We start from the raw sequence: 20,747 nt of genomic DNA on the forward strand, positions 1-20,747 counted from the left end.
CTCAGGCGTCGAGATCAATCCAGACCGGCACATGATCCGAGGGCTTGTCGCGGCCGCGAATGTCCTTGTCGATCCCGGTTTCGCGCAGCAGGTCTGCGGCCTGCGGGCTGAGCAGCAGATGGTCGATGCGGATGCCGTTGTTTCGCTGCCAGGCGCCCGCCTGATAATCCCAGAACGAATAATGCCCCGGCCCCTGCACCTCGGCGCGGAAGGCGTCGGTGAAGCCGAGGTTCAGGATGCGCCGGAAGGCCGCGCGGCTTTCGGGCAGGGCGAGGGCGTCCTCGCGCCAGGCTTCGGGCTTGGCGGCGTCGTCGTCCTGCGGGATGATATTGTAATCGCCCGCCATCACGACGGCCTCTTCGGTGACTAGCAGATCGCGGGCGCGGGCGCGCATCCGCTCCATCCAGCCCAGCTTGTAGTCATACTTCGGCCCCGGCGCGGGGTTGCCGTTGGGCAGGTAAAGCCCGCAGATCCGCACGGCGCGCTTGCCTACGACGGTGGCCTCGATCCAGCGCGCCTGCTCGTCGCTGTTGTCGCCTGGCAGGCCGCGCGTCACGTCTTCAAGCGGCAGGCGCGACAGGATCGCCACGCCGTTGAAGCTTTTCTGCCCATGCGTCTCAATCTGGTAGCCGAGTCCGTCGAACAGTTCATGCGGGAAGGTCTCGTCGGTCGATTTGATTTCTTGCAGCACGACGACATCGGGCTCGGCCTCGCGCAGCCAAGCGGGCAGGGCCTCGGCGCGGGCCTTGATGCCATTGATGTTATATGTCGCGATCTTCATGCGGCCCCCTCGGTTTCCACCTTGATAGGGGGAGGGGGCGCGGATGCCAAGTTACATCGAGAAGGAAATCCCGCAGCCGCAGGAGGCGGAGGCATTCGGGTTTTGCACCACAAAGCGTGCGCCGATCAGCTCATCGGTGAAATCGACCGTCGCGTTTTCCAGAAACGGCAGCGAAACCGGGTCGATCAGTACCCGCTGGCCCGCGCCCTCGATGACGATGTCATCCGCCGCGGCGTTCTCTTCCAGCTTCAGCTCATATTGGAAACCAGAACAGCCGCCGCCTTCGACGGCCACGCGCAGCGCGCGCGGTGCGGAGGCACTGGCGTTGATCTCGGCAAGGCGCGCGAAGGCGCGATCGGTGACTTTCGGCGGCAGAAGCATCGTGAGGCCTGTATTTATGGGTCACTCTCGATATAGGGTGGGGCAAATGCGCCGACAAGACGAGGATGCCCTTGCTGCAACCCTATGCCTGCCTGCCCGACGCCAGTCGCGGTCGACTTTTCCCCGAAAGTATTTCCACTTTTCGCACGCCTTTTCAACGAGATCGCGACCGGATCATCCATTCCTCGGCCTTCCGGCGGCTCAAGCACAAGACGCAGGTTTTTGTCGAGCATGAGGGCGATTACTACCGCACCCGCCTGACCCACACGATCGAGGTGGCGCAGGTGGCGCGCACCATCGCCTCGGCGCTTGGGCTGAATACCGACCTGGCCGAGGCCGTGGCGCTGGCGCATGACCTGGGCCACCCGCCCTTCGGCCATACCGGCGAAGACGCACTGGCCCTGCTGATGGAGCCCTATGGCGGGTTCGACCACAACGCTCAGGCGCTGCGCATCGTCACCAAGCTGGAACGTCACTATGCGGGCTTCGACGGGCTGAACCTGACCTGGGAGACGCTCGAAGGCATCGCCAAGCACAATGGCCCGGTCGAGCCGCCTTGGAACTACGCGCTGGCCGAGGTCAATGCGCTGTGGGATCTGGAACTGGGCACCAATGCCTCAGCCGAGGCGCAGGTGGCCGCCGTGGCCGACGATTGCGCCTATAATCACCACGACCTGCATGACGGTCTGCGCGCGGGGCTGTTCACCGAGGATGACCTGTGCGAGTTGCCGATCATCGGTGAGTGTTTCGAGCAGGTGGACCGGATGCATCCCGGCATCGACCCGATGCGCAGGCGGCACGAGGCGCTGCGCCGCGTCTTTGGGGTGATGGTCGAGGATGTGATCGCCGTGGCGCAGAACCGCCTGACCGGCCTCTGCCCGCAGACGGTCGATGATATCCGCGCGATGGAGGGGCCGATCATCCGCTTCTCAAAGCCGGTCTATCAGAACCTCAAGGCGATCAAGCTGTTTCTGTTCCAGCGCATGTATCGCGCGCCTTCGGTGGTGGTCGAGCGTCAGCGGGTGACCAAGATGGTCAATGCGCTGTTCCCGCTGTTCCTTGAGCAGCCCGATCTGCTGCCGCAGGACTGGCAGGCCGACGTCGCGACGGCCAAGGCCAAGGGGAACGAAGGCAAGACCGAGCTTGCCCGCGTGGTTCTGGATTATGTGGCCGGTATGACCGACCGCTTCGCCATCCAGGAATACCACCGTCTGGTGGACCCCGAGGCCTGAGGCAGCGGCGGCGTCAGCCGCCAAGCCGCCGGAAGGTCGTGCGGTTGTCGGGCCCGACACCAAGCCAGCCGGCGACGGTCGCCGCGATCTGCGCGACATTGGTCGAGCGTTGCGTGATGCCCGCGGCCTCCTCGGCCAGCGCGGCATCACCCGTGCGGGCGGGGGCGTTTGCGAGGATCTGTTGGGTGGGCACAAGTTCGGCACCGCTTGCCGCATCCAGAATGCGCGCGGTGAAAACGATGTCATAGACACCGGTTCCCTGCGGGGCGTTGTAGCGCGATTTCATGTTGAGCGCGTGGAACTTCTGCACGGTCACCTCAATGGTGACGGGCGTCGAGCCGCGCAGACCCGAGGCCCCCGCGCGGACGCCCTCCTCATAAATCCGGGCAACCTGTGCACGGCGATCGCCCGCGGGCTCCTCGACCCAAACGATATCCGCCTTGGGGACATAGCTCGTCTCGCTCTCGCTGACCGTCAGCGACTGCGGCACGATCACCGAAACGCCTGCCAGCTTATAGCTGTCGGCGGCGCCTTCGAGCGGCGTATACGCGGTTTCCCACGATCTGCTGCAACCCGCAGCCATCAAAAGGCTGCCGCAAAGGATGAAAAGCGAGGCGCGTCGGGTCGTAAAGGGCATGTCACTGGTCCGCTGGTTACATCAAGCCGCGGAGGTTCTACCCAATTTTTAACCAAAAAGTAACCCAAGTCGCGGGAATTGGTTAACCCTTACGTGGGGGCACGCAAGCCTCAGATCATCATCTCCTTCGTCGCGCTCAGCGTGACGCCGGGATAGTCGCGCACCACGCGGTCGATGTCCCATTGCAGGCGCGTCAGGAAGACGATGTCGCCGTCATGGTCGGTCGAGATGTGTTGCTTGTTGGCGTTGGCGAGCTTTTCAACCGTGTCCTTGGGGCCAAGCACCCACCGGGCCGAGGTGAATTGCGAGGATTCGAACCGCACAGGGATGCCGTATTCGATCTCGATCCGGCTGGCCAGAACGTCGAATTGCAGTGCACCCACGACGCCGACGATGAAGCCCGAACCGATCGAGGGCTTGAAGACTTTGGCCGCGCCTTCCTCGGCAAATTGCATCAGCGCCTTTTCAAGGTGCTTGCCCTTCATCGGGTCGGTCGCGCGCACCGATTGCAGCAATTCGGGCGCGAAGCTCGGGATGCCGGTAAAGCGCAGCTTCTCGCCCTCGGTCAGCGCGTCGCCGATGCGCAGCTGGCCGTGGTTCGGAATGCCGATGATGTCGCCCGCCCAGGCCTCCTCGGCCAGCTCGCGGTCGGCGGCCAGGAACAGCACCGGGTTCGACACCGCCATCGGCTTGCCCGAGCGGACATGCAGCAGTTTCATCCCGCGCTCGAAATGCCCCGAGGCGAGGCGCACGAAGGCCACGCGGTCGCGGTGCTTGGGGTCCATGTTGGCCTGCACCTTGAAGACGAAGCCGGTGACCTTGGTTTCCTCCGGGGCCACGCCGCGCTCGGCGCTCTTCTGGATCTGCGGTTCGGGGCCGTATTCGCCGATCCCGTCCATCAGTTCCTTCACGCCGAACGAGTTGATGGCCGAGCCGAACCAGATCGGCGTCATGTGGCCCTCAAGGAAACTCTGGCGGTCAAAGGCGGGCAGCAACTCGCGCGCCATTTCCAGCTCCTCGCGCAGCTTCTCTAGCTGCGTGGGGGGAACGTATTCGGCCAGCTTGGGATCGTCGAGGCCACTGATCTTGATCGACTCCGCCACCCGGTTGCGGTCGGCGCGGTCCATCAGTTCCAGCCGGTCGTGCAGAATATCGTAGCAGCCCAGGAAGTCGCGCCCCATGCCGATCGGCCAGCTGGCCGGCGCCACGTCGATGGCCAGGTTCTCCTGAATCTCGTCGATGATCTCGAAAGTGTCGCGGCTTTCGCGGTCCATCTTGTTACAGAAGGTCAGGATCGGCAGGTCGCGCAGGCGGCAAACCTCGAACAGCTTGCGGGTCTGGCTTTCGACGCCCTTGGCGCCGTCGATCACCATGATCGCCGCGTCTACCGCCGTCAGCGTGCGGTAGGTATCTTCCGAGAAGTCCGAGTGGCCGGGTGTGTCAACCAGGTTGAAGCGATACTGGCGGAAATCGAAGCTCATGGCCGACGCCGAGACCGAGATCCCGCGATCCTGTTCAAGCTTCATGAAGTCCGAGCGGGTCCGCCGTGCCTCGCCCTTGGCGCGCACCTGACCGGCCATCTGAATGGCGCCTCCGAAAAGCAGGAACTTTTCGGTCAGCGTGGTCTTGCCGGCGTCGGGGTGCGAGATGATCGCAAAGGTCCGGCGGCGGGCGATTTCGGGCGGGAGATCGGGTCGGTTGCTCATGGCGCGCTCATACCGCGCGCGGCGGCTTGGGGCAATGGGAGGAAGCGCGCCCGCGCCCCACTTTTGCGGGGGATCGGGGCAAAGGGCGCTTGCCACGGCGCGCCACTCCGCTAGGTCTGGGAAAAACGCAGGAGGAAATGATGGATCTGGGGATCAGGGGCAAGAAGGCAATCGTCTGCGCGGGCTCGAAGGGGCTCGGGCGCGGCTGTGCCGAGGCGCTGGCCGAGGCGGGCGTCGATCTGGTGTTGAACGCGCGCGGCGCCGAGGCACTGGCCGAAACCGCCAATGAGATCGAGGCGCGCTATGGCGTGACGGTCATCCCCGTGGCGGCGGACATCACCACGCCCGAGGGGCGTGCGGCGGTGCTGGATGCGGCGGGTGAGGTGGACATTCTGGTCAATAACGCGGGCGGTCCGCCGCCCGGCCTCTGGAGCGACTGGTCGCGTGACGATTTCATCAAGGCGCTCGATGGCAACATGCTCAGCCCCATCGCCATGATGCAGGCGGTAATGCCGGGGATGATGGCGCGCGGTTGGGGCAGGGTGGTCAACATCACCTCGGCGGCGGTGCGTGCGCCGATCCCGCAGCTTGGCCTGTCGAACGCGGCCCGCGCCGGGTTGACCGGCTTTGTTGCCGGAACCGCGCGGCAGGTGGCCCATGCGGGGGTGACCATCAACAACATGCTGCCGGGCATCCATGCCACCGACCGGGCCGACGCGCTTGATGGTGCGGTGGTGCGCGCTGAGGGGATCTCGCTTGACGAGGCGCGGACGCGCCGCGCGGCGGGTATCCCTGCGCGCCGCTACGGCACGGCGTCCGAGTTCGGGGCGACGTGCGCCTTCCTGTGCTCGCAGCACGCGGGGTTCATCGTGGGGCAGAATATCCTTGTCGATGGCGGTGCGGCAAATCAGACCATGTGACGGTCGGGCCGGGCGCTTGCGCCACCCGGCCCGCCCTGCTATCCCGCATATGCCTGAGAGAATTGATCGGAAAGCCCGGTGAACCTGACCACCAAGATCGACAAACCCGTTGCCGAGGCCCCGCGGCTTGAGGTGCAAAACCTCGTGCGGCGCTTCGATGGGCAGATGGTGGTGGACGATGTGTCCTTTTCGATCCCGGCGGGGCAGGTGACCTGCCTGCTCGGCCCCTCGGGCTGCGGCAAGTCCACGACGCTGCGCATCATCGCGGGCGTCGATATGCAGGACGCGGGCCGGATCTACGTGGATGGCAACCTCGTCTGCGACACGGTCTTCCGCGTCCCGCCCGAGCGCCGCGCCATCGGGTTGATGTTTCAGGACTTCGCGCTGTTTCCGCATCTGTCGGTGGCCGATAATGTGGCCTTCGGTCTGAAGGGCAGCAAGGACGAGAAGCGCGCGCGGGTGAGCGAATTACTCGACCGGGTGCGGTTGCTCAGGCATATCGACAGCTTTCCGCATTCGCTGTCCGGGGGCGAGCAGCAGCGTGTCGCGCTGGCGCGTGCTCTTGCGCCGCGCCCGCGCATTCTGCTGATGGACGAGCCCTTCTCGGGGCTCGATGAGCGTCTGCGCGACGGCATCCGCGACGAGACGCTGGCGCTTCTGAAGGAAGAGGGCACCGCTGTTCTGTTGGTCACCCATGAGCCGCATGAGGCGATGCGCATGGCCGACCAGATCTTGCTGATGCGCGGCGGCAAGATCGTGCAGCGCGGCGCGCCCTATAACCTTTACAACGCGCCCGTGGATCGCGCGGCGGCGGCGTTCTTTTCAGACATCAACGTGCTCAAGGGCCGGGTGCAGGGTGCGCTGACCGCGACGCCCTTCGGTGATTTCCTGACGCCGGGCCACCCGGACGGGACCGAGATCGACATCGTGATCCGCCCGCAGCACCTCAAGATCGACTTCGACCGGGCGGGGCGCGGCCCGAACCCGACCGTGCAGGATGGCACGCCCGCGCGCGGCGTGGTTGAGCGGGCACGCTTCATGGGCCGCGAGAGCCTGGTGGAGTTTCGCATGGATTTCGACGGCTCGATCCTGCGCGCCACCGTGCCCAACGTGTTCCTGCCCAAGGCGGGCACTCCGATGTGGCTGATGATCCGCCGCGACCGATGTTTCGTCTTCGGTGCGAAGGCATGAAAAAAGGCGCCCCGCGGGGCGCCTTTCGCATTCTTTGGTCCGGGATCACACAGCGCGGATCGGCGTGACCTTCTTGCCCTTCGGGCCGTTGTCGGCGTTCTGGTCGATGAACTCCAGCACCAGCGGGCGGATGTTGTTGCGCCAGCTCGAACCGGCGAAGATGCCGTAGTGACCGGCGCCGGGCTCAAGGTGCTGGGCCTTCTTGCTCTCGGGCAGGCCGGTGCACAGGCGCAGCGCGGCGACGCACTGGCCGGGCGCCGAGATGTCGTCATTCGAGCCTTCGACGGTCTTCACGGCCACATCGGTGATCTTGCCGATATCGACGCGCTTGCCGTTCACGGTGAACTTGTTCTGGGCGATCTCGAGGCCCTTGAAGATGCGCTCGACCGTCGAGAGGTAGAATTCGGCGGTCATGTCCATCACGGCGAGGTATTCATCGTAGAACACGTTGTGGTGGTCGCGCTCCGAGCCTTCACCCTTGGCTTCGGCAACGATCTTCTCTTTGAAGGCACCGACGTGCTTGTCCATGTTCATCGAGATGAACGAGGCAAGCTGCATCAGGCCCGGATAGACCATGCGGCCGGCGCCCTTGTATTTGAAGCCCACGCGCTGGATCACCATATGCTCAAGCTGGCCCATGGTCACGCGTGCGCCGAAGTCGGTGACTTCGGTGGCAGCGGCGTCGGGGTCGATCGGACCGCCGATCAGGGTCAGCGTGCGCGGCTGCGCGGCCGGATCTTCCTCGGCCAGGTACGCGGTCGCGGCAAGGGTCAGCGGGGCGGGCTGGCACACGGCAATGATGTTGATGTCAGGGCCGAGGTATTTCATGAAATCGACAAGATAGAGCGTGTAGTCTTCGATATCGAACTTGCCTTCGGATACCGGGATATCACGCGCGTTATGCCAGTCGGTCACATAGACATCTGCATCGGGGAGCAGAGACGCGACGGTCGAGCGCAGAAGGGTCGCGTAGTGACCCGACATCGGCGCCACCATCAGGATGCGGCGCTTCATCGGTGCGCGGCCCTGAACGGCGAAGTGAATCAGCGAACCGAAGGGCTTGTCGATAAGCGTTTCAACCGAAACGACATGGTCGCGGCCATCGGCGCCCGCGATCGAGCGGATGCCCCAGTCGGGCTTGATCACCATGCGCGCGAAGCTGCGTTCGGTGACGCGGCCCCAGGCAGAGAGCAGTTTGAACATCGGGTGCGGGGCGAGACCCCAAACCGGGTAGGACGCCATCGCGCGGGCAGATGCGCCCATCCATTCGTTGGTATTCCTGATGGTCTCCATCAGGTCGTAACGCATCATGCCTTTCATTCACTCTCCTCGGCCCGCAGGCTCTCCCCGAAAACGCTGCTTTACCCTCCCGTAATAGCAACGCTATGCTGTTACCAAAAAGGATAGGGAGGGAATAGCATTATGGCAACAAAAGAGGAAACTCAAAATGCTGCATCGCAGCAATTTCAGGAGAACCTCGTCAAGATCGAGGCTTTGACGCAACGCCTCATCGAAGCCTTGTCGCGCAAGCGCACACCTAATCCCGCCCTTGAAGGGCCCGGAATGGACTTCTACCTCACCACCGGGGCCGCTTTTATCAAAGAATTGTCCGATAATCCGGCAAAAATGCTGGAAGCCCAGGTTTCCTACTGGGGTCAGGCGATGAAACATTATGTCGAAGCCTCCCATGCGCTGACGCAGGGCGGCCTCAAGGCGCCTGCCGATCCGGGCCCCTCCGACCGTCGTTTTGCCAACCCGCTGTGGGACACCCACCCCTATTTCAACTTCATCAAGAAGCAATATCTGATCTCGTCGCAGGCAATGGAGGATGCGGTCAGCCGAATCGAAGGGCTCGACCCGGTCGATCGCAGGCGGCTTGACTACTTCACGCGGCAGATCATCGACATGATGTCGCCGACGAACTTCCTGGCCACCAACCCCGATGCGCTGGAACGTGCCGTTGCCACCGAAGGGGCCAGCCTCGTCAAAGGGCTGGAGAACCTCGTGCGCGACATCGAGGACAATCAGGGCGAGCTTGTCGTTACCCTCTCGGACAAGAATGCCTTCACGGTTGGGCAGAACATCGGGACCGCCGAAGGTTCGGTCGTCTATCGCAACCGGATGATGGAGCTGATCCAGTACAAGCCCACCACCGAGACGGTGCACAAGACGCCTCTGATCATCTTCCCGCCGTGGATCAACAAGTTCTACATCCTCGATCTCAAGCCGGTGAATTCGCTCATCCGCTGGGTGATCGATCAGGGCTTTACGTTGTTCGTGGTCAGTTGGAAGAACCCCGACCCGAGCTATGCAGACGTCGGCATGGATACCTATATCGAGGAAGGCTATCTGACGGCGATCGACCATGTGAAGCAGATCACGGGCGAGAAGAAGGTCAACACTGTTGGCTACTGCATCGCGGGCACGACGCTGAGCCTGACGCTCGCGCTGATGGAAAAGCGCAAGGACAAGTCGATCAACTCGGCCACCTTCTTCACCACTCTGACCGACTTCTCGGACCAGGGCGAATTTGCCGTATACCTGCAAGACGATTTCGTGGACGGGATCGAGTCGCAATGCGTGGCCGACGGGATTCTGTCGAGCCATTTCATGACGCGCACCTTCAGCTTCCTGCGCGCGAACGACCTGATCTACCAACCCGCGATCCGCAGCTACATGATGGGCGAGTCGCCGCCCGCCTTCGACCTGCTGTTCTGGAACGGGGACTCGACCAACCTGCCGGGCAGAATGGCGGTCGAATACCTGCGCGGCCTGTGCCAGGGCGACAATTTCACCAGGGACGGCTTCCCGGTGCTGGGCGAGACGCTGCATGTCTCGGACGTCAAGGTGCCCCTTTGCGCCGTGGCTTGCGAGACGGACCATATCGCGCCCTGGATCGCCTCGTTCAACGGGGTGGCGCAGATGGGTTCGTCGGACAAGACCTTCATCCTGTCCGAGTCGGGGCACATCGCGGGGATCGTGAATCCGCCGTCGAAAAAGAAATACGGCCACTATACTTCTGAAGCGCCGGTGCATAATCCGAACGAGTGGAAAGGGCAGGCTGCCTACCATGAAGGCAGCTGGTGGCCGCGATGGGGCGAGTGGCTTGCCTCGCGCTCGGGGCGGATGATCGCGGCGCGTGAGCCGGGCGATGAAAATCACCCCGTTCTCGGACCCGCGCCGGGTACCTATGTATCCGAGGCCGTGACGGGCTGAACGGCCCGATTTTCTTCATCCAGAAAAATTTCTGCACCGCAGCATTTTCACTTGAATTGCTGCGGTGCAGCATTTATATATGCTCCGTAAGCGAATGGGCCCTCGCCTGCGTACCCCTCTCCCGGGCCCCTGAAAATGGAGCACACCAATGGCCAAGACCCAAGACTTCACCAAGATCGTTCAAGACATGATGTCGTCGATCCCGGTTGACACCTCGAAGTACCAGGAAGCCCTGAAATCGCAGGCTGCCCTGGGCGAAAAAATGACCAAGGTTGCCCTGGACGCTGCCGAGAAATCGACCGAGATCTCGTCGAAGTGGGCCAAGGACACCATCGCCAAGGTCGGCACCCTCGCCAAGACCAAAGAAGAGCCGGCCGAATACGCCAAAGCCGTGAGCGACTTCGCTTCGGCCGCTGCTGAAATGGCTGCTGAAAACCTCGCCGCCTTCGCCGAAGTCGCGAAGAAGGTTCAGATGGAAACCGTCGAGCTGATGCTGGCCGCTGGCAAGGATCTGCAGGAAGACGCGACCGCCGCGGTGAAGAAAGCCACCGAGGAAGTGACCGCTGCCGCCAAGAAAGCGACCTCGACCGCTAAGTAATTCTGCCGCGAACCGGCTCCTTCCTCCCAGCCGGACACGGTATCCTAAGGGCGGGCTTCGGCCTGCCCTTTTCTTTTGTTGCTTTTGGCGGTGCAGCGCTTAATCATTGCTGCGCTGCCAATAACAAGGGAGGACCCGATGTCTGACGAAGCGAAGCCGTTGCTGATCAAGCGCTATGCCAGCCGTCGCCTGTATAATACCGAGACCAGCGACTACGTAACGCTTGAAGATATCGCGAGCTTCATCCGAGAAGGCCGCGAGGTTCAGATCATCGATCTCAAGAGCGGCGATGACCTGACCCGCCAATATCTGCTTCAAATCATTGCCGAGCATGAAAGCCGTGGCGAGAATGTGCTGCCGGTGGACGTGCTGACCGATTTGGTGCGCAGCTACACCACTTCGGCGCAGTCGGTGGTGCCGCAGTTCCTGGCCGCATCCTTCGAGATGCTGCGCGAGGGGCAGTCGCAACTGATGGAGCAGTTCTCCTCTTTCCCGAACCCGATGGCGAACATGCCGGGCTTCGACGCGCTGCAGCGTCAGCAGCAGGCCTTCCTGAAATCGATGATGGCGGGCTGGGGAAGTGCGGGCTCGTCGGGGCCGGAAATGGAATCGGGGGAGGGAACTCCCGCCAAGGATCGCGACGAGTTGAACGCGATCAAGAAGCAGCTTGCGGATCTGCAGTCGAAACTCTCGAAGCTCTGAGTTCCCGGGCGGGCAGGGGCAACCCTGCCACGCGCCCCAAGGGGCAAATGAAAAGGGCGGCCTTGCGGGCCGCCCTTTTGGTATTCTGCCTCACACGAGGCGGCTTTGCTCTTTCGCCGCTTTCACGAAGCCCGCGAACAGCGGGTGGGGCGCGAAGGGTTTCGACTTCAGCTCAGGGTGGAACTGGACGCCGATGAACCACGGATGGCCCTTGTGCTCGACAATCTCGGGCAGGCGGCCATCGGGCGACATGCCCGAGAAGACCAGCCCGCAGGTCTCAAGCTTGTCGCGGTATTTCACGTCCACCTCGTAGCGGTGGCGGTGACGCTCCTCGATATTGGCAGCGCCGTAAACCTCGGCCACTTTCGAGCCGTCCTTGAGCACCGCGTCATAGGCACCAAGGCGCATCGTGCCGCCCTTGTCGTCGGAGACCTTGCGCTCGACCCGGTGGTTGCCCTGCACCCATTCCTTGAGGTGATAGACGACCGGGGTAAAGCGCTTCTTGCCAGCCTCGTGGTCGAATTCCTCGGAGCCTGCATCGCTTACGCCCGCAAGGTTGCGCGCGGCTTCGATCACGGCCATCTGCATGCCCAGACAGATGCCCAGGTAGGGGATGCCCTTTTCGCGCGCATATTGCGCGGCGCGGATCTTGCCCTCGGTGCCGCGCTCGCCAAAGCCGCCGGGCACGAGGATGGCGTTGAACCGCTCCAGATGCGGGGCAGGGTCTTCGCGCTCAAAGATCTCGGCGTCGATCCACTCGGCTTTCACGCGGACACGGTTGGCCATGCCGCCATGGGTCAACGCCTCGGCGATCGACTTGTAGGCGTCTTCAAGCTGCACGTACTTGCCGACGATGGCCACGCGGACCTCGCCCTCGGCGTTGCTCAGGCGGTCCATCACGTCTTCCCAACGGGTCATGTCGGGCTTGGGCGCGGGCGAGATGCCGAAAGCATCCAGCACGGCCTGGTCGAGGCCCACGCGGTGATAGGCCAGCGGGGCCTCGTAGATCGACTTGAGGTCATAGGCCGGGATCACGGCGTCCGGGCGCACGTTACAGAACAGCGCGATCTTGGCGCGTTCCTTGTCCGGGATCGGGTGCTCCGAGCGGCAGACCAGAACGTCGGGCTGAAGGCCGATCGAACGCAGCTCCTTGACCGAGTGCTGGGTGGGCTTGGTCTTCAACTCGCCCGAGGCCGCGAGGTAGGGCAGCAGGGTCAGGTGCATGAAGATGCACTGGCCGCGCGGGCGGTCTTGTGCGAACTGTCGGATGGCTTCGAAGAAGGGCAGGCCCTCGATGTCGCCGACCGTGCCGCCGATCTCGCAGAGCATGAAATCGACCTCGTCATCTCCGACCGCGATGAAATCCTTGATCTCGTTGGTGACGTGCGGGATGACCTGGATGGTCTTGCCGAGGTATTCGCCGCGGCGCTCCTTCTCCAGAACGTTCGAGTAGATCCGGCCCGACGAGACCGAGTCGGTCTTGCGGCAGGCCACGCCCGTGAAGCGCTCGTAATGGCCAAGGTCGAGGTCGGTTTCCGCGCCGTCGTCGGTCACGAAGACCTCGCCATGCTCGAAGGGCGACATCGTGCCCGGATCGACGTTCAGATAGGGGTCGAGTTTGCGCAGGCGGACCGAGAAGCCGCGTGCCTGCAAAAGTGCGCCAAGTGCTGCCGAGGCAAGCCCTTTGCCAAGCGACGACACCACACCGCCGGTGATGAAGACATATCTTGCCATGGAAACCCCCGTGAGCAGCAAAAATCTGGAATCTTCCCGATCCCAAAAGGATCAAGATCACGGGATTTAATGCTTACACGATTCGCGGCACGCCCGCAACCGGACCGCAAGCAGTTGAGTAGGCTGGGGCAAAATGCCCTATTTCTGGGGTCAGTTCGCCGGAGGCGGCGTGACCGGCGCATCCGTTGCCGCAGGCGGCAGATCCACGTTCGGCAGCGCGGGTGCAGGCGCCTCGATCGGGGCCACGGAGCGATCGACGACCGAGCCCTCATCGGCCTTGCGCGCGGCGATGATGGTCAGCGTCACCGAGGTGATCAGGAAGCCCGTTGCCAGAATCCAGGTCAGTTTCGACAGCGCGTTAGCCGCCTGACGGCCCGACATGACGCCGCCACCGCCACCGCCGCCCATGCCAAGGCCGCCCCCTTCGGAGCGCTGCAGGAGCACCACACCGATCATCAGAAGCGCGAGGATCAGGTGAACGGAGAGGATGACGTTTTCCATGCGGTCACGGACCTTCTTTCTGCCGACGCGCTTACTTAGGCGTATACGTCAGCGCTGGCAAGGCCCTTTGGCCGGTGCCGTGGCGATCGGCGCGCGCCCTGCGCGGGATAAGCTGCAAAAGATGTGGTGCAGGCCCGAAAAACAGGTTCCATGCGACCGCCCGCCCCGCTATATGGTGCACGGTTTTGCAACCCTCGAGGAGAGAGACATGGCCAATGTCGTGGTGGTCGGCGCCCAATGGGGCGACGAAGGCAAGGGCAAGATCGTTGACTGGCTCAGCGAACGCGCCGATGTGATCGCGCGCTTTCAGGGCGGGCACAATGCGGGCCACACGCTGGTCATCGACGGGCAGGTGTACAAGCTGAATGCGCTGCCCTCGGGCGTGGTGCGCGGCGGCAAGCTCAGCGTCATCGGCAACGGCGTCGTGCTGGACCCTTGGCACCTGATCAAGGAGATCGCCTCGATCCGCGAGCAGGGCGTGGACATCAGCCCCGAGACGCTGATGATCGCCGAGAACACCCCCCTCATCATGCCGTTCCACGGTGAACTGGACCGCGCCCGCGAGGCGCAGGCCTCGGTTGCCAAGATCGGCACCACCGGTCGCGGTATCGGCCCGTGCTATGAAGACAAGGTTGGCCGCCGTGTGATCCGCGTCGCCGACCTCGCCGATCCGGCCACGCTGGAACTGCGCGTCGATCGTGCTCTGGTGCACCACAACGCGCTGCGCCTTGGTCTGGGGCTGGAGCCGGTGGACAAGGTCGCGCTGCTTGAAAAGCTTAACGAAATCGCCCCCGAGATCCTGCAATACGCAGCCCCCGTCTGGAAGGTGCTCAACGAGAAGCGCCGCGCCGGCAAGCGCATCCTCTTCGAGGGCGCGCAGGGCTCGCTGCTGGACATCGACTTTGGCACCTATCCCTTCGTGACCTCGTCGAACGTCATCGCCGGTCAGGCGGCGACGGGCGTAGGCCTTGGCCCGAACGCCATCGACTTCGTTCTGGGCATCGTGAAGGCCTATACCACTCGCGTGGGCGAAGGCCCGTTCCCCTCTGAACTGCATGACGAGAACGGCGAGCGCCTTGGCACCCGTGGCCGTGAATTCGGCACCGTCACCGGGCGCAAGCGCCGCTGCGGCTGGTTCGACGCGGCGCTGGTGCGGCAGACCTGCGCCATCTCGGGGATAAACGGCATCGCGCTGACCAAGCTCGACGTGCTCGACGGGTTCGAGACGATCAGGATCTGCACCGGCTACGAGCTGGATGGCGAGGTTCTCGACTACCTGCCGACCGCCTCGGACCAGCAGGCGCGCTGCAAGCCGATCTACGAAGAGGTCGAGGGCTGGAGCCAGTCGACCGAGGGTGCGCGCTCGTGGAACGACCTGCCGGGCGCTGCGGTGAAATACGTCCGCCGCATCGAAGAGCTGATCCAGTGCCCTGTTGCGCTGCTCTCGACCAGCCCCGAGCGCGACGACACGATCCTCGTTACCGACCCCTTCGAGGACTGAGCCGGTGGCCCTGTCCTACAAGGCGCGTCGGCGCCTCTCGATCCTGGTCCTCGTGGTGGGGCTGCCGCTGTATATCGTGGTGGCGGTCACGCTGACGGGCTGGCTGAACGAGAGGTTCGGGCGCCTGCCGATCTGGGCCGAGTTGCTCGTTTATATCGGGCTGGGGTTTTTGTGGATGCTGCCGCTCAAACCGGTCTTCTCCGGGGTAGGGCGCGAAGATCCCGACGCCAAAAAGTAAAAGGAGGGGCCCTTGCCCCTCCTTTTCATTTCGTTACCCGGTGATCAGGCGCTCTTGCTCTCGTCGTAATAGCGCGAGGCCTTGGCGATGGCATATTGCCCGCGGCGGACTTTCTCGATCTTACCCTGACGCAGCAGCGCGCCAAAGCCACGCAGGCGTTCCTCGCGCGAGGTTTCCGCGCCTTCGCTGACCGAGGCAACCTTGCGCATCACCTGCGGCGGCGAGAAATGCGGGCGGCCTTCGACCTGTGCGGTATAGGCGGCGGCGGCTTCGAGCAGTTCGGTCAGCCCCTGGGCACCGCGCGCCTCGGCGAATTCGGCAAAGCTCGCCGCTTCGCTCGGAGCCATCGGCGGCAGGTCTGCCTCGGCGAACTCGACCAGTTCATCCTCGGGCGAGATCGTGGCGACGAGGCGGCTGGGGATGCGGCGCGGGCGCACCACAGGGGCGGTGGGCGGCACGGTCTCGCTGTCGCGGTCGATGCGCTGCGCCGAGACGAGCACCAGCGGCGCGGGGCGCGGTTCGCTCACTGCCGGGCGCGGCGTCGAGGGTTCCGCCTGCGAGGGGCGGCGCGGGCGCACGGCTTCGCTCAGATCGGCGCGATAGGGGCCGGTCTGGTCGTCGGCCTTCGGTGCACTTTTGGCACGACGGTCGGCGACGGTCGCGGCGACGGCGGCCTTGAGATGGGCGATCGCCGAGAAACGGCGGCGATTCTCGCGGCCGGCCAGTTGCTCGTCGGCCTTCTCCATCAGGCGCGAGACATCCGCATCATGTTCGGCCGAGATCGCGGCATGGTCGAGGCCGCGCGGCGCCTCGGCGACGGGCAGTTCGGGCTCATGGGCCTGCTCTGCCGGTGCTTCGACTTCGGCGATCTCTTCGGCGGGCGCGACCTCGATGATTTCTTCGACGGGTTCTGCTGCGGCGAGGTCTTCACCGGGTTCGATCTCGGCAACCGCTTCGGCGACGTGATCAACCGCAACCTCATCCTCGATGAGTTCGAAGGGCACCGGCTCGATCTCCGGTTCGGGAAGCGGTTCGATCATCTCGGCCTCAGCCTCGACCGCCTCGCTCTGGCTGCGCAGCGCGCGCAACTCGGCCAGCAGATCCTGCTCATCCTCGGCGTCAGCCTCAACTGCCGGTGCCTCTTCGGCCAGAACGCTGTGCATCGGCTCGACCGGTGCTTCCAGCACGAGCGGAACTTCCGCTTCCGCCACATCCAGTGCAACCGGGGTCGGTTCGACTTCTACAACAGCCGATTCGGCTTGCAGCATCGCGGTGAGTTCCGAGACCGGCGTGATCTCCTCAAGTTCTTCCTCGATCTGGGCCGTCGGTTCGGGCGCGACGGGCGCGGTCAATTCAGCCGCCGTTTGGGCCAGAACCGCTGCACGCGCGGCACGGCGCGCGGCGCGACGCCGGGCGGCGGCGTCGGGGTCTGCGGCGAAGACGGGCGCCGGGGCAGGCTCTTCCTCGGCCTCAACCTCCGTCGCGGCATTGATCTCTTCGGCCTCGATCGGGCCTGAAATATCAAGCTGGTAGCCGAAGTCCTCGCTCTCCGCGAAGCTGGTTTCCGCTGCGGGTTCGGGCACGACATCGGCCTCTTCCGCGAAGGCGTCCGGCTGAACGGCTGCCGTGCGCGCAGACGCCACGGCGGCGCGGATACGCTGGAGTTTCGCGGCCACCGAATCCTCGGCCACGGCGGGCTGCGGGGGCGGGGTAGGCTGGGCGACAGGCTGGGGTGCCGGAGCTGCTGCGGCAGGCGCGGGTTGTGCCACGGGCTCGGGCGCGGCCTCTTCGATTTGCGGGCGCAGCACGACGCCATTGGCCTGAACCTTGGCTTCCACGCGGCGCTGAATCTCGCGCTCGGCGATGCGGTGAAGCATCTCGGCATCGGGCTGTGGCGGTTCCGCGCCAAAATAGCGGTCATCCGCAGCCAGATCGCGGAAATACTCGGCGATGGCCTTCATGGTGCTGAAAGGCTCGTCAAAGCCCTCCAGCGTGCAGGAGAAGGTCCCGTAGGACACGGTGAGGATCTTACTCGCACCAACCATGGAACTCTCGCTTTCTTCTAAACCGACGTTCGGCCACGATCAGGGTGAACTGGTTCTTTAGCGTGAACGAAAAAAGGCAAACTCGGGGAATTTTTCCGGTCTCGATTGTAATTCCGTGCCTTAATCGGCATCAATCATGCCATGACGGTCAAATTTGTCCACATTTCTGGCGGAGTTACGTTGCTCGGCGGAGGCGCCGTCGCAGCCGAGGATCTGCAATCCGCGCTCACAATTGCGCCCAGATTGATCGCGGCCGACGGCGGCGGGGATCGCGCGCTGGAACTGGGCACGGTGCCCGAGGCAGTGATTGGCGATATGGACAGCCTGAGCGCGGCGGCGCGTGCGCGCCTCGCGGGTCGTATTCATGAGATCGCCGAGCAGGACAGCACCGATTTCGGCAAATGCCTGACCCATGTGCGCGCCGAGTTCTACCTGGCGCTTGGCTTTACCGGGCTGCGGCTGGACCACACCCTTGCCACGCTGAACGAGGTCGCGCAGCGCGCGGGTCAGCGCATTCTGTTGATCGGCGAGGAAGACGTGATCTTTCGCGCGCCCGAGGCGCTGGCGATCGATCTGCCGATCGGCGCGCGATTCTCGATCTTTCCCTTTGGCCGGGTCGAAGGACGCTCGGAAGGGCTGCGCTGGCCGATTGACGGGCTGGAACTGACCCCCGATGGTCGTGTCGGCACCTCGAATGAGGTCGCAGGCGCGGTGCGGCTGTGGCTTAGGGGCCCGGCACTGATCCTGCTGCCGAAGCCGCATTTGCCAGCCGCACTTTCCGCGCTTGGGCTGCGGTGACGCGCTCGCGGTGGATGATGTAGAGGCCCGAGCCGGTGATGATCGCGACGCCGATCCAGGTCAGCAGGTTCGGGAAATCGTCAAAGAAGACATATCCGAACAGCGTGGCCGTCAGCATCTCGAAGTAATGCAGCGGGGCCAGCGTCGAGGAGGGGGCCAGTTTCAGCGCATAGGTCATCGACATGTGGCTGATCGTGGCGGCAAGGCCGACGCAGAAAACCCAAAGCCAGAAGATACCCTGGGGCAGGGCGAAGGCGACCTCTTTGAGGTCCGCCGCGGTGCCAAGCGCCAGCAGCGGCAGGCACAGGACGGCCGCAACCAGTGCGGTGTGCAACTGCATGGTCACCGGGTGCATGTGCCGCGACAGCGCGCGGGTCAGAAGCATGTAGAGCGCAAAGCTGACCGCTGTCCCAAGCGGGAACAGTGCCACCGGGCCGAAGGTGATGAACGAGGGCTGGATGACGAAGAGCGCGCCGATGAAGCCCACGACTGAGGCCCCCAGTCGGCGCGGTCCGACCTCTTCGCCCATGACGAAGCGCCCGATCAGCAGGATAACGAAGGGCTCGACAAAGGCGATGGCCAGCGCATCGGCGATCGGCATGACCTGCACCGCGGCAACAAAGCAATAGGTCGCGAGGATCGAAACCGCCGCCCGCGCAACCAGCAACCGCGCTGCTGCGGCAGTGACGCGCCAGCGCAGCCCCATCGCCAGAACGATGGGCGCCATCAGCGCGGCTTGCACCACGAAACGCCCAAGCGTGACCGTGCCCACCGGGACCGATTGCGCAGCCAGTTTCGAGGCCACGTCGATCAGGGGCGCTATCACGCAAAAACCCAGCATCAGGGCGATGCCGGGAAAGATTCGGTCATGTTCGCTCATATGCCCGAGCTATCTTGCGTCCGTGATGCCGTCCATCCTGAAAACGACGGCTTCGCGCGTCGTTTTGCCAAGGCCCGAAGAAAGCCGCGCAAAATGAAAAGGCCCGCGCCGGGCGCGGGCCTGTGATGGCTTAGCCCATCCGTTCCGACGCGTAGGAGCCCGGAGAGGCCGGGAAGACCACCGTCTTGTTGCCGTTGATGAACGAGCGGTGATGGATATGGGCGTGGATCGCGCGGCTGAGCACCTGCGCCTCGACATCGCGCCCAAGCGAGACATAGTCGTCAGGCGATTGCGCATGGGTGATACGCACCGTGTCCTGCTCGATGATCGGGCCTTCGTCGAGGTCGGCGGTCACGTAATGGGCCGTCGCGCCGATCAGCTTCACGCCGCGCTCATAGGCCTGCTTGTAGGGGTTCGCGCCCTTGAAGGACGGCAGGAACGAATGGTGGATGTTGATGATCCGGCCCGACATCTTCTCGCACAGCTGGTCCGACAGGATCTGCATGTAGCGCGCGAGCACGACCAGCTCGGCGCCGGTGTCCTCGACCACCGACATCAGCTGCGCCTCGGCCACCGGCTTGTTTTCCTTGGTCACCTTGATGTGGTGGAAGGGGATGTCATGGTTCACCACCACCTTCTGATAGGTCAGGTGGTTCGAGATCACGCCGACGATGTCGATCGGCAGCGCGCCGATGCGCCAGCGGTAGAGCAGGTCATTCAGGCAGTGGCCGAAGTTCGATACCATCAAGAGCACCTTCATCTTGGTGCCGGCGTCATGGATCGCCCATTCCATCGCGAACGCGTCGGCGACGGCGGCAAAGCCCTCGCGTAGGGTATCGATCCCGGCACCCTTCTCTGAGGCGAAGTGCACGCGCATGAAGAACCGGCCCGTCAGCGCGTCGTCAAACTGGTGCGAGTCGGTCAGGTTGCAGCCGCTGTCCGCGAGGTAATTCGCGATTGCCGCGACGATGCCGCGCGTCGAGGGGCATTGCACCGTAAGAACGTAAGAGCTCATTTGCGTTTCCTTCATCTCGCCGGATTGGCGGGGGTGTGAGGCGCACAATCGGGCCGAAGGCCGCGGCACGCCAGCCGGGAAGCGACGCGGCAATCGCGAAAATCGACCTGAGGCGCGTCGCAAATGCGTCTCCGGTTTCCGATAGTGGAGGGCAGGCAGCAATAAGGGCCGGGAATGATCCCGGCCCTTGAAGACTGAGCGCAGTCTCAGATCTGCTTTTCGGGGATATGGACGACCAGGCCGTCAAGCTCAGGCGTGACCTTGATCTGGCAGGTCAGGCGTGAGCGCGCGGGATCGGGATTCCAAGCGAAGTCGAGCATGTCCTCTTCCATCGAGTCCTTCGCGGGCAGGCGGTCGGCCCAGGCCGCATCGACATAGACATGGCAGGTCGAGCAGGCGCAGGCGCCGCCGCAATCGGCGTCGATGCCGGGCACGCCGTTGTCGCGTGCGCCTTCCATGACGGTTGCGCCGGGTTTGACCTCGACCTCGTGGCGGGTGCCGTTGTGTTCAAGATAGATAATCTTCGCCATGTCTCGTTCCGTCTCTTGGCCCAAGGGCCGCCCTGATCTGTTGGCCCCGATTTAGGGCATCAACCGCGCAATGACCAGAGTAACGCGGCCAAACGGGCAATCCGTCGCAAGGATTTCCCTGCGGGTAAAAGAAAAGGCGCC

The 20,747-nt window shown here is 63.9% G+C and carries 20 protein-coding genes; 9 read left to right on the plus strand and 11 right to left on the minus strand.

Annotated features, from left to right (window positions below; genetic code table 11):
* Position 1: 1 nt before the first annotated feature.
* Complete coding sequence (gene xth / locus N3C64_RS09435; RefSeq protein WP_218630760.1) at positions 2–781, minus strand: exodeoxyribonuclease III; 780 nt, start codon at positions 779–781, stop codon at positions 2–4.
* 51 nt (positions 782–832) lie between these two features.
* Positions 833–1,162: a HesB/IscA family protein gene (locus tag N3C64_RS09440; RefSeq protein WP_260014086.1), complete on the minus strand. Its 330-nt coding sequence runs from the start codon at positions 1,160–1,162 to the stop codon at positions 833–835.
* A gap of 71 nt (positions 1,163–1,233) precedes the next feature.
* Here N3C64_RS09440 and N3C64_RS09445 point away from each other — a divergent pair, with 71 nt between their 5' ends.
* Complete coding sequence (locus N3C64_RS09445; protein WP_260014205.1) at positions 1,234–2,394, plus strand: deoxyguanosinetriphosphate triphosphohydrolase; 1,161 nt, start codon at positions 1,234–1,236, stop codon at positions 2,392–2,394.
* 13 nt (positions 2,395–2,407) lie between these two features.
* On the opposite strand, the gene N3C64_RS09450 is transcribed toward N3C64_RS09445, so the two are convergent.
* Both N3C64_RS09450 and N3C64_RS09455 read right to left on the minus strand, forming a co-directional pair.
* Complete coding sequence (locus N3C64_RS09450) at positions 2,408–3,031, minus strand: DUF6778 family protein (protein ID WP_218630758.1); 624 nt, start codon at positions 3,029–3,031, stop codon at positions 2,408–2,410.
* 110 nt (positions 3,032–3,141) lie between these two features.
* Complete coding sequence (locus N3C64_RS09455; protein ID WP_260014088.1) at positions 3,142–4,737, minus strand: peptide chain release factor 3; 1,596 nt, start codon at positions 4,735–4,737, stop codon at positions 3,142–3,144.
* A 140-nt stretch (positions 4,738–4,877) separates the two neighbouring features.
* On the opposite strand from N3C64_RS09455, the gene N3C64_RS09460 reads away from it, so the two are divergent.
* Both N3C64_RS09460 and N3C64_RS09465 read left to right on the plus strand, forming a co-directional pair.
* The gene (locus N3C64_RS09460) at positions 4,878–5,657 is read left to right on the plus strand and encodes an SDR family oxidoreductase (protein ID WP_260014089.1); all 780 of its coding nucleotides are present in this window, start codon (positions 4,878–4,880) and stop codon (positions 5,655–5,657) included.
* A gap of 165 nt (positions 5,658–5,822) precedes the next feature.
* On the plus strand, positions 5,823–6,848 hold the full coding sequence (locus tag N3C64_RS09465) for an ABC transporter ATP-binding protein (protein WP_260014206.1): 1,026 nt from the start codon (positions 5,823–5,825) through the stop codon (positions 6,846–6,848).
* A gap of 45 nt (positions 6,849–6,893) precedes the next feature.
* Here N3C64_RS09465 and phaZ read toward each other — a convergent pair whose 3' ends face one another.
* The gene (gene phaZ / locus N3C64_RS09470; RefSeq protein WP_260014090.1) at positions 6,894–8,168 is read right to left on the minus strand and encodes a polyhydroxyalkanoate depolymerase; all 1,275 of its coding nucleotides are present in this window, start codon (positions 8,166–8,168) and stop codon (positions 6,894–6,896) included.
* Positions 8,169–8,270: 102 nt separating this feature from the next.
* On the opposite strand from phaZ, the gene phaC reads away from it, so the two are divergent.
* From phaC to phaR, 3 genes are all read left to right on the plus strand, one after another.
* Positions 8,271–10,064, plus strand: coding sequence for a class I poly(R)-hydroxyalkanoic acid synthase (gene phaC, locus N3C64_RS09475; RefSeq protein WP_260014091.1), 1,794 nt, complete (start codon positions 8,271–8,273; stop codon positions 10,062–10,064).
* A 148-nt stretch (positions 10,065–10,212) separates the two neighbouring features.
* A complete protein-coding gene (locus N3C64_RS09480) occupies positions 10,213–10,662 on the plus strand; it encodes a phasin family protein (protein WP_218630753.1) in 450 nt (149 codons plus the stop codon).
* Between the two features lie 138 nt (positions 10,663–10,800).
* Positions 10,801–11,364 (plus strand): polyhydroxyalkanoate synthesis repressor PhaR, encoded by a 564-nt coding sequence (gene phaR / locus N3C64_RS09485; protein WP_218630752.1) that lies wholly within the window; start codon positions 10,801–10,803, stop codon positions 11,362–11,364.
* Between the two features lie 90 nt (positions 11,365–11,454).
* Here the strand turns inward: phaR and pyrG are convergent, their stop codons facing one another.
* Complete coding sequence (gene pyrG, locus N3C64_RS09490) at positions 11,455–13,098, minus strand: CTP synthase (protein ID WP_260014092.1); 1,644 nt, start codon at positions 13,096–13,098, stop codon at positions 11,455–11,457.
* Between the two features lie 150 nt (positions 13,099–13,248).
* Entirely contained in the window at positions 13,249–13,599 is a 351-nt protein-coding gene (gene secG / locus N3C64_RS09495) for a preprotein translocase subunit SecG (protein ID WP_260014093.1), read from the minus strand.
* 208 nt (positions 13,600–13,807) lie between these two features.
* Here secG and N3C64_RS09500 point away from each other — a divergent pair, with 208 nt between their 5' ends.
* Together N3C64_RS09500 and N3C64_RS09505 are read left to right on the plus strand one after the other, a co-directional pair.
* Entirely contained in the window at positions 13,808–15,100 is a 1,293-nt protein-coding gene (locus tag N3C64_RS09500) for an adenylosuccinate synthase (RefSeq protein WP_260014094.1), read from the plus strand.
* 4 nt (positions 15,101–15,104) lie between these two features.
* Complete coding sequence (locus N3C64_RS09505) at positions 15,105–15,338, plus strand: DUF2842 domain-containing protein (protein ID WP_260014095.1); 234 nt, start codon at positions 15,105–15,107, stop codon at positions 15,336–15,338.
* 44 nt (positions 15,339–15,382) lie between these two features.
* On the opposite strand, the gene N3C64_RS09510 is transcribed toward N3C64_RS09505, so the two are convergent.
* Positions 15,383–17,383 (minus strand): hypothetical protein, encoded by a 2,001-nt coding sequence (locus tag N3C64_RS09510; RefSeq protein WP_260014096.1) that lies wholly within the window; start codon positions 17,381–17,383, stop codon positions 15,383–15,385.
* 141 nt (positions 17,384–17,524) lie between these two features.
* On the opposite strand from N3C64_RS09510, the gene N3C64_RS09515 reads away from it, so the two are divergent.
* The gene (locus tag N3C64_RS09515) at positions 17,525–18,181 is read left to right on the plus strand and encodes a thiamine diphosphokinase (protein WP_260014097.1); all 657 of its coding nucleotides are present in this window, start codon (positions 17,525–17,527) and stop codon (positions 18,179–18,181) included.
* On the opposite strand, the gene N3C64_RS09520 is transcribed toward N3C64_RS09515, so the two are convergent.
* From N3C64_RS09520 to N3C64_RS09530, 3 genes are all read right to left on the minus strand, one after another.
* Positions 18,108–19,061, minus strand: coding sequence for a DMT family transporter (locus N3C64_RS09520; protein ID WP_260014098.1), 954 nt, complete (start codon positions 19,059–19,061; stop codon positions 18,108–18,110). The two genes, N3C64_RS09515 and N3C64_RS09520, sit on opposite strands and share 74 nt — an antisense overlap.
* 130 nt (positions 19,062–19,191) lie before the next feature.
* Positions 19,192–20,076, minus strand: a complete 885-nt coding sequence (purU, locus tag N3C64_RS09525) for a formyltetrahydrofolate deformylase (protein ID WP_218630744.1) — start codon at positions 20,074–20,076, stop codon at positions 19,192–19,194.
* Positions 20,077–20,282: 206 nt separating this feature from the next.
* Positions 20,283–20,606, minus strand: a complete 324-nt coding sequence (locus N3C64_RS09530; RefSeq protein WP_218630743.1) for a 2Fe-2S iron-sulfur cluster-binding protein — start codon at positions 20,604–20,606, stop codon at positions 20,283–20,285.
* Between the last annotated feature and the right edge of the window lie 141 nt (positions 20,607–20,747).

The organism is Sedimentimonas flavescens (assembly GCF_025154035.1).
Classification (GTDB): domain Bacteria; phylum Pseudomonadota; class Alphaproteobacteria; order Rhodobacterales; family Rhodobacteraceae; genus Rhodobacter; species Rhodobacter flavescens.

Excerpts from the sequence above, each read along its gene's own strand:
- xth (WP_218630760.1), bottom strand. The coding sequence starts at position 781 with ATGAAGATCGCGACATATAACATCAATGGCATCAAGGCCCGCGCCGAG.
- N3C64_RS09440 (WP_260014086.1), bottom strand. The coding sequence starts at position 1,162 with ATGCTTCTGCCGCCGAAAGTCACCGATCGCGCCTTCGCGCGCCTTGCC.
- N3C64_RS09450 (WP_218630758.1), bottom strand. The coding sequence starts at position 3,031 with ATGCCCTTTACGACCCGACGCGCCTCGCTTTTCATCCTTTGCGGCAGC.
- N3C64_RS09455 (WP_260014088.1), bottom strand. The coding sequence starts at position 4,737 with ATGAGCAACCGACCCGATCTCCCGCCCGAAATCGCCCGCCGCCGGACC.
- N3C64_RS09460 (WP_260014089.1), top strand. The coding sequence starts at position 4,878 with ATGGATCTGGGGATCAGGGGCAAGAAGGCAATCGTCTGCGCGGGCTCG.
- N3C64_RS09465 (WP_260014206.1), top strand. The coding sequence starts at position 5,823 with ATGGTGGTGGACGATGTGTCCTTTTCGATCCCGGCGGGGCAGGTGACC.
- phaZ (WP_260014090.1), bottom strand. The coding sequence starts at position 8,168 with ATGAAAGGCATGATGCGTTACGACCTGATGGAGACCATCAGGAATACC.
- phaC (WP_260014091.1), top strand. The coding sequence starts at position 8,271 with ATGGCAACAAAAGAGGAAACTCAAAATGCTGCATCGCAGCAATTTCAG.
- N3C64_RS09480 (WP_218630753.1), top strand. The coding sequence starts at position 10,213 with ATGGCCAAGACCCAAGACTTCACCAAGATCGTTCAAGACATGATGTCG.
- phaR (WP_218630752.1), top strand. The coding sequence starts at position 10,801 with ATGTCTGACGAAGCGAAGCCGTTGCTGATCAAGCGCTATGCCAGCCGT.
- pyrG (WP_260014092.1), bottom strand. The coding sequence starts at position 13,098 with ATGGCAAGATATGTCTTCATCACCGGCGGTGTGGTGTCGTCGCTTGGC.
- secG (WP_260014093.1), bottom strand. The coding sequence starts at position 13,599 with ATGGAAAACGTCATCCTCTCCGTTCACCTGATCCTCGCGCTTCTGATG.
- N3C64_RS09500 (WP_260014094.1), top strand. The coding sequence starts at position 13,808 with ATGGCCAATGTCGTGGTGGTCGGCGCCCAATGGGGCGACGAAGGCAAG.
- N3C64_RS09510 (WP_260014096.1), bottom strand. The coding sequence starts at position 17,383 with ATGGTTGGTGCGAGTAAGATCCTCACCGTGTCCTACGGGACCTTCTCC.
- N3C64_RS09515 (WP_260014097.1), top strand. The coding sequence starts at position 17,525 with ATGACGGTCAAATTTGTCCACATTTCTGGCGGAGTTACGTTGCTCGGC.
- N3C64_RS09520 (WP_260014098.1), bottom strand. The coding sequence starts at position 19,061 with ATGAGCGAACATGACCGAATCTTTCCCGGCATCGCCCTGATGCTGGGT.
- purU (WP_218630744.1), bottom strand. The coding sequence starts at position 20,076 with ATGAGCTCTTACGTTCTTACGGTGCAATGCCCCTCGACGCGCGGCATC.
- N3C64_RS09530 (WP_218630743.1), bottom strand. The coding sequence starts at position 20,606 with ATGGCGAAGATTATCTATCTTGAACACAACGGCACCCGCCACGAGGTC.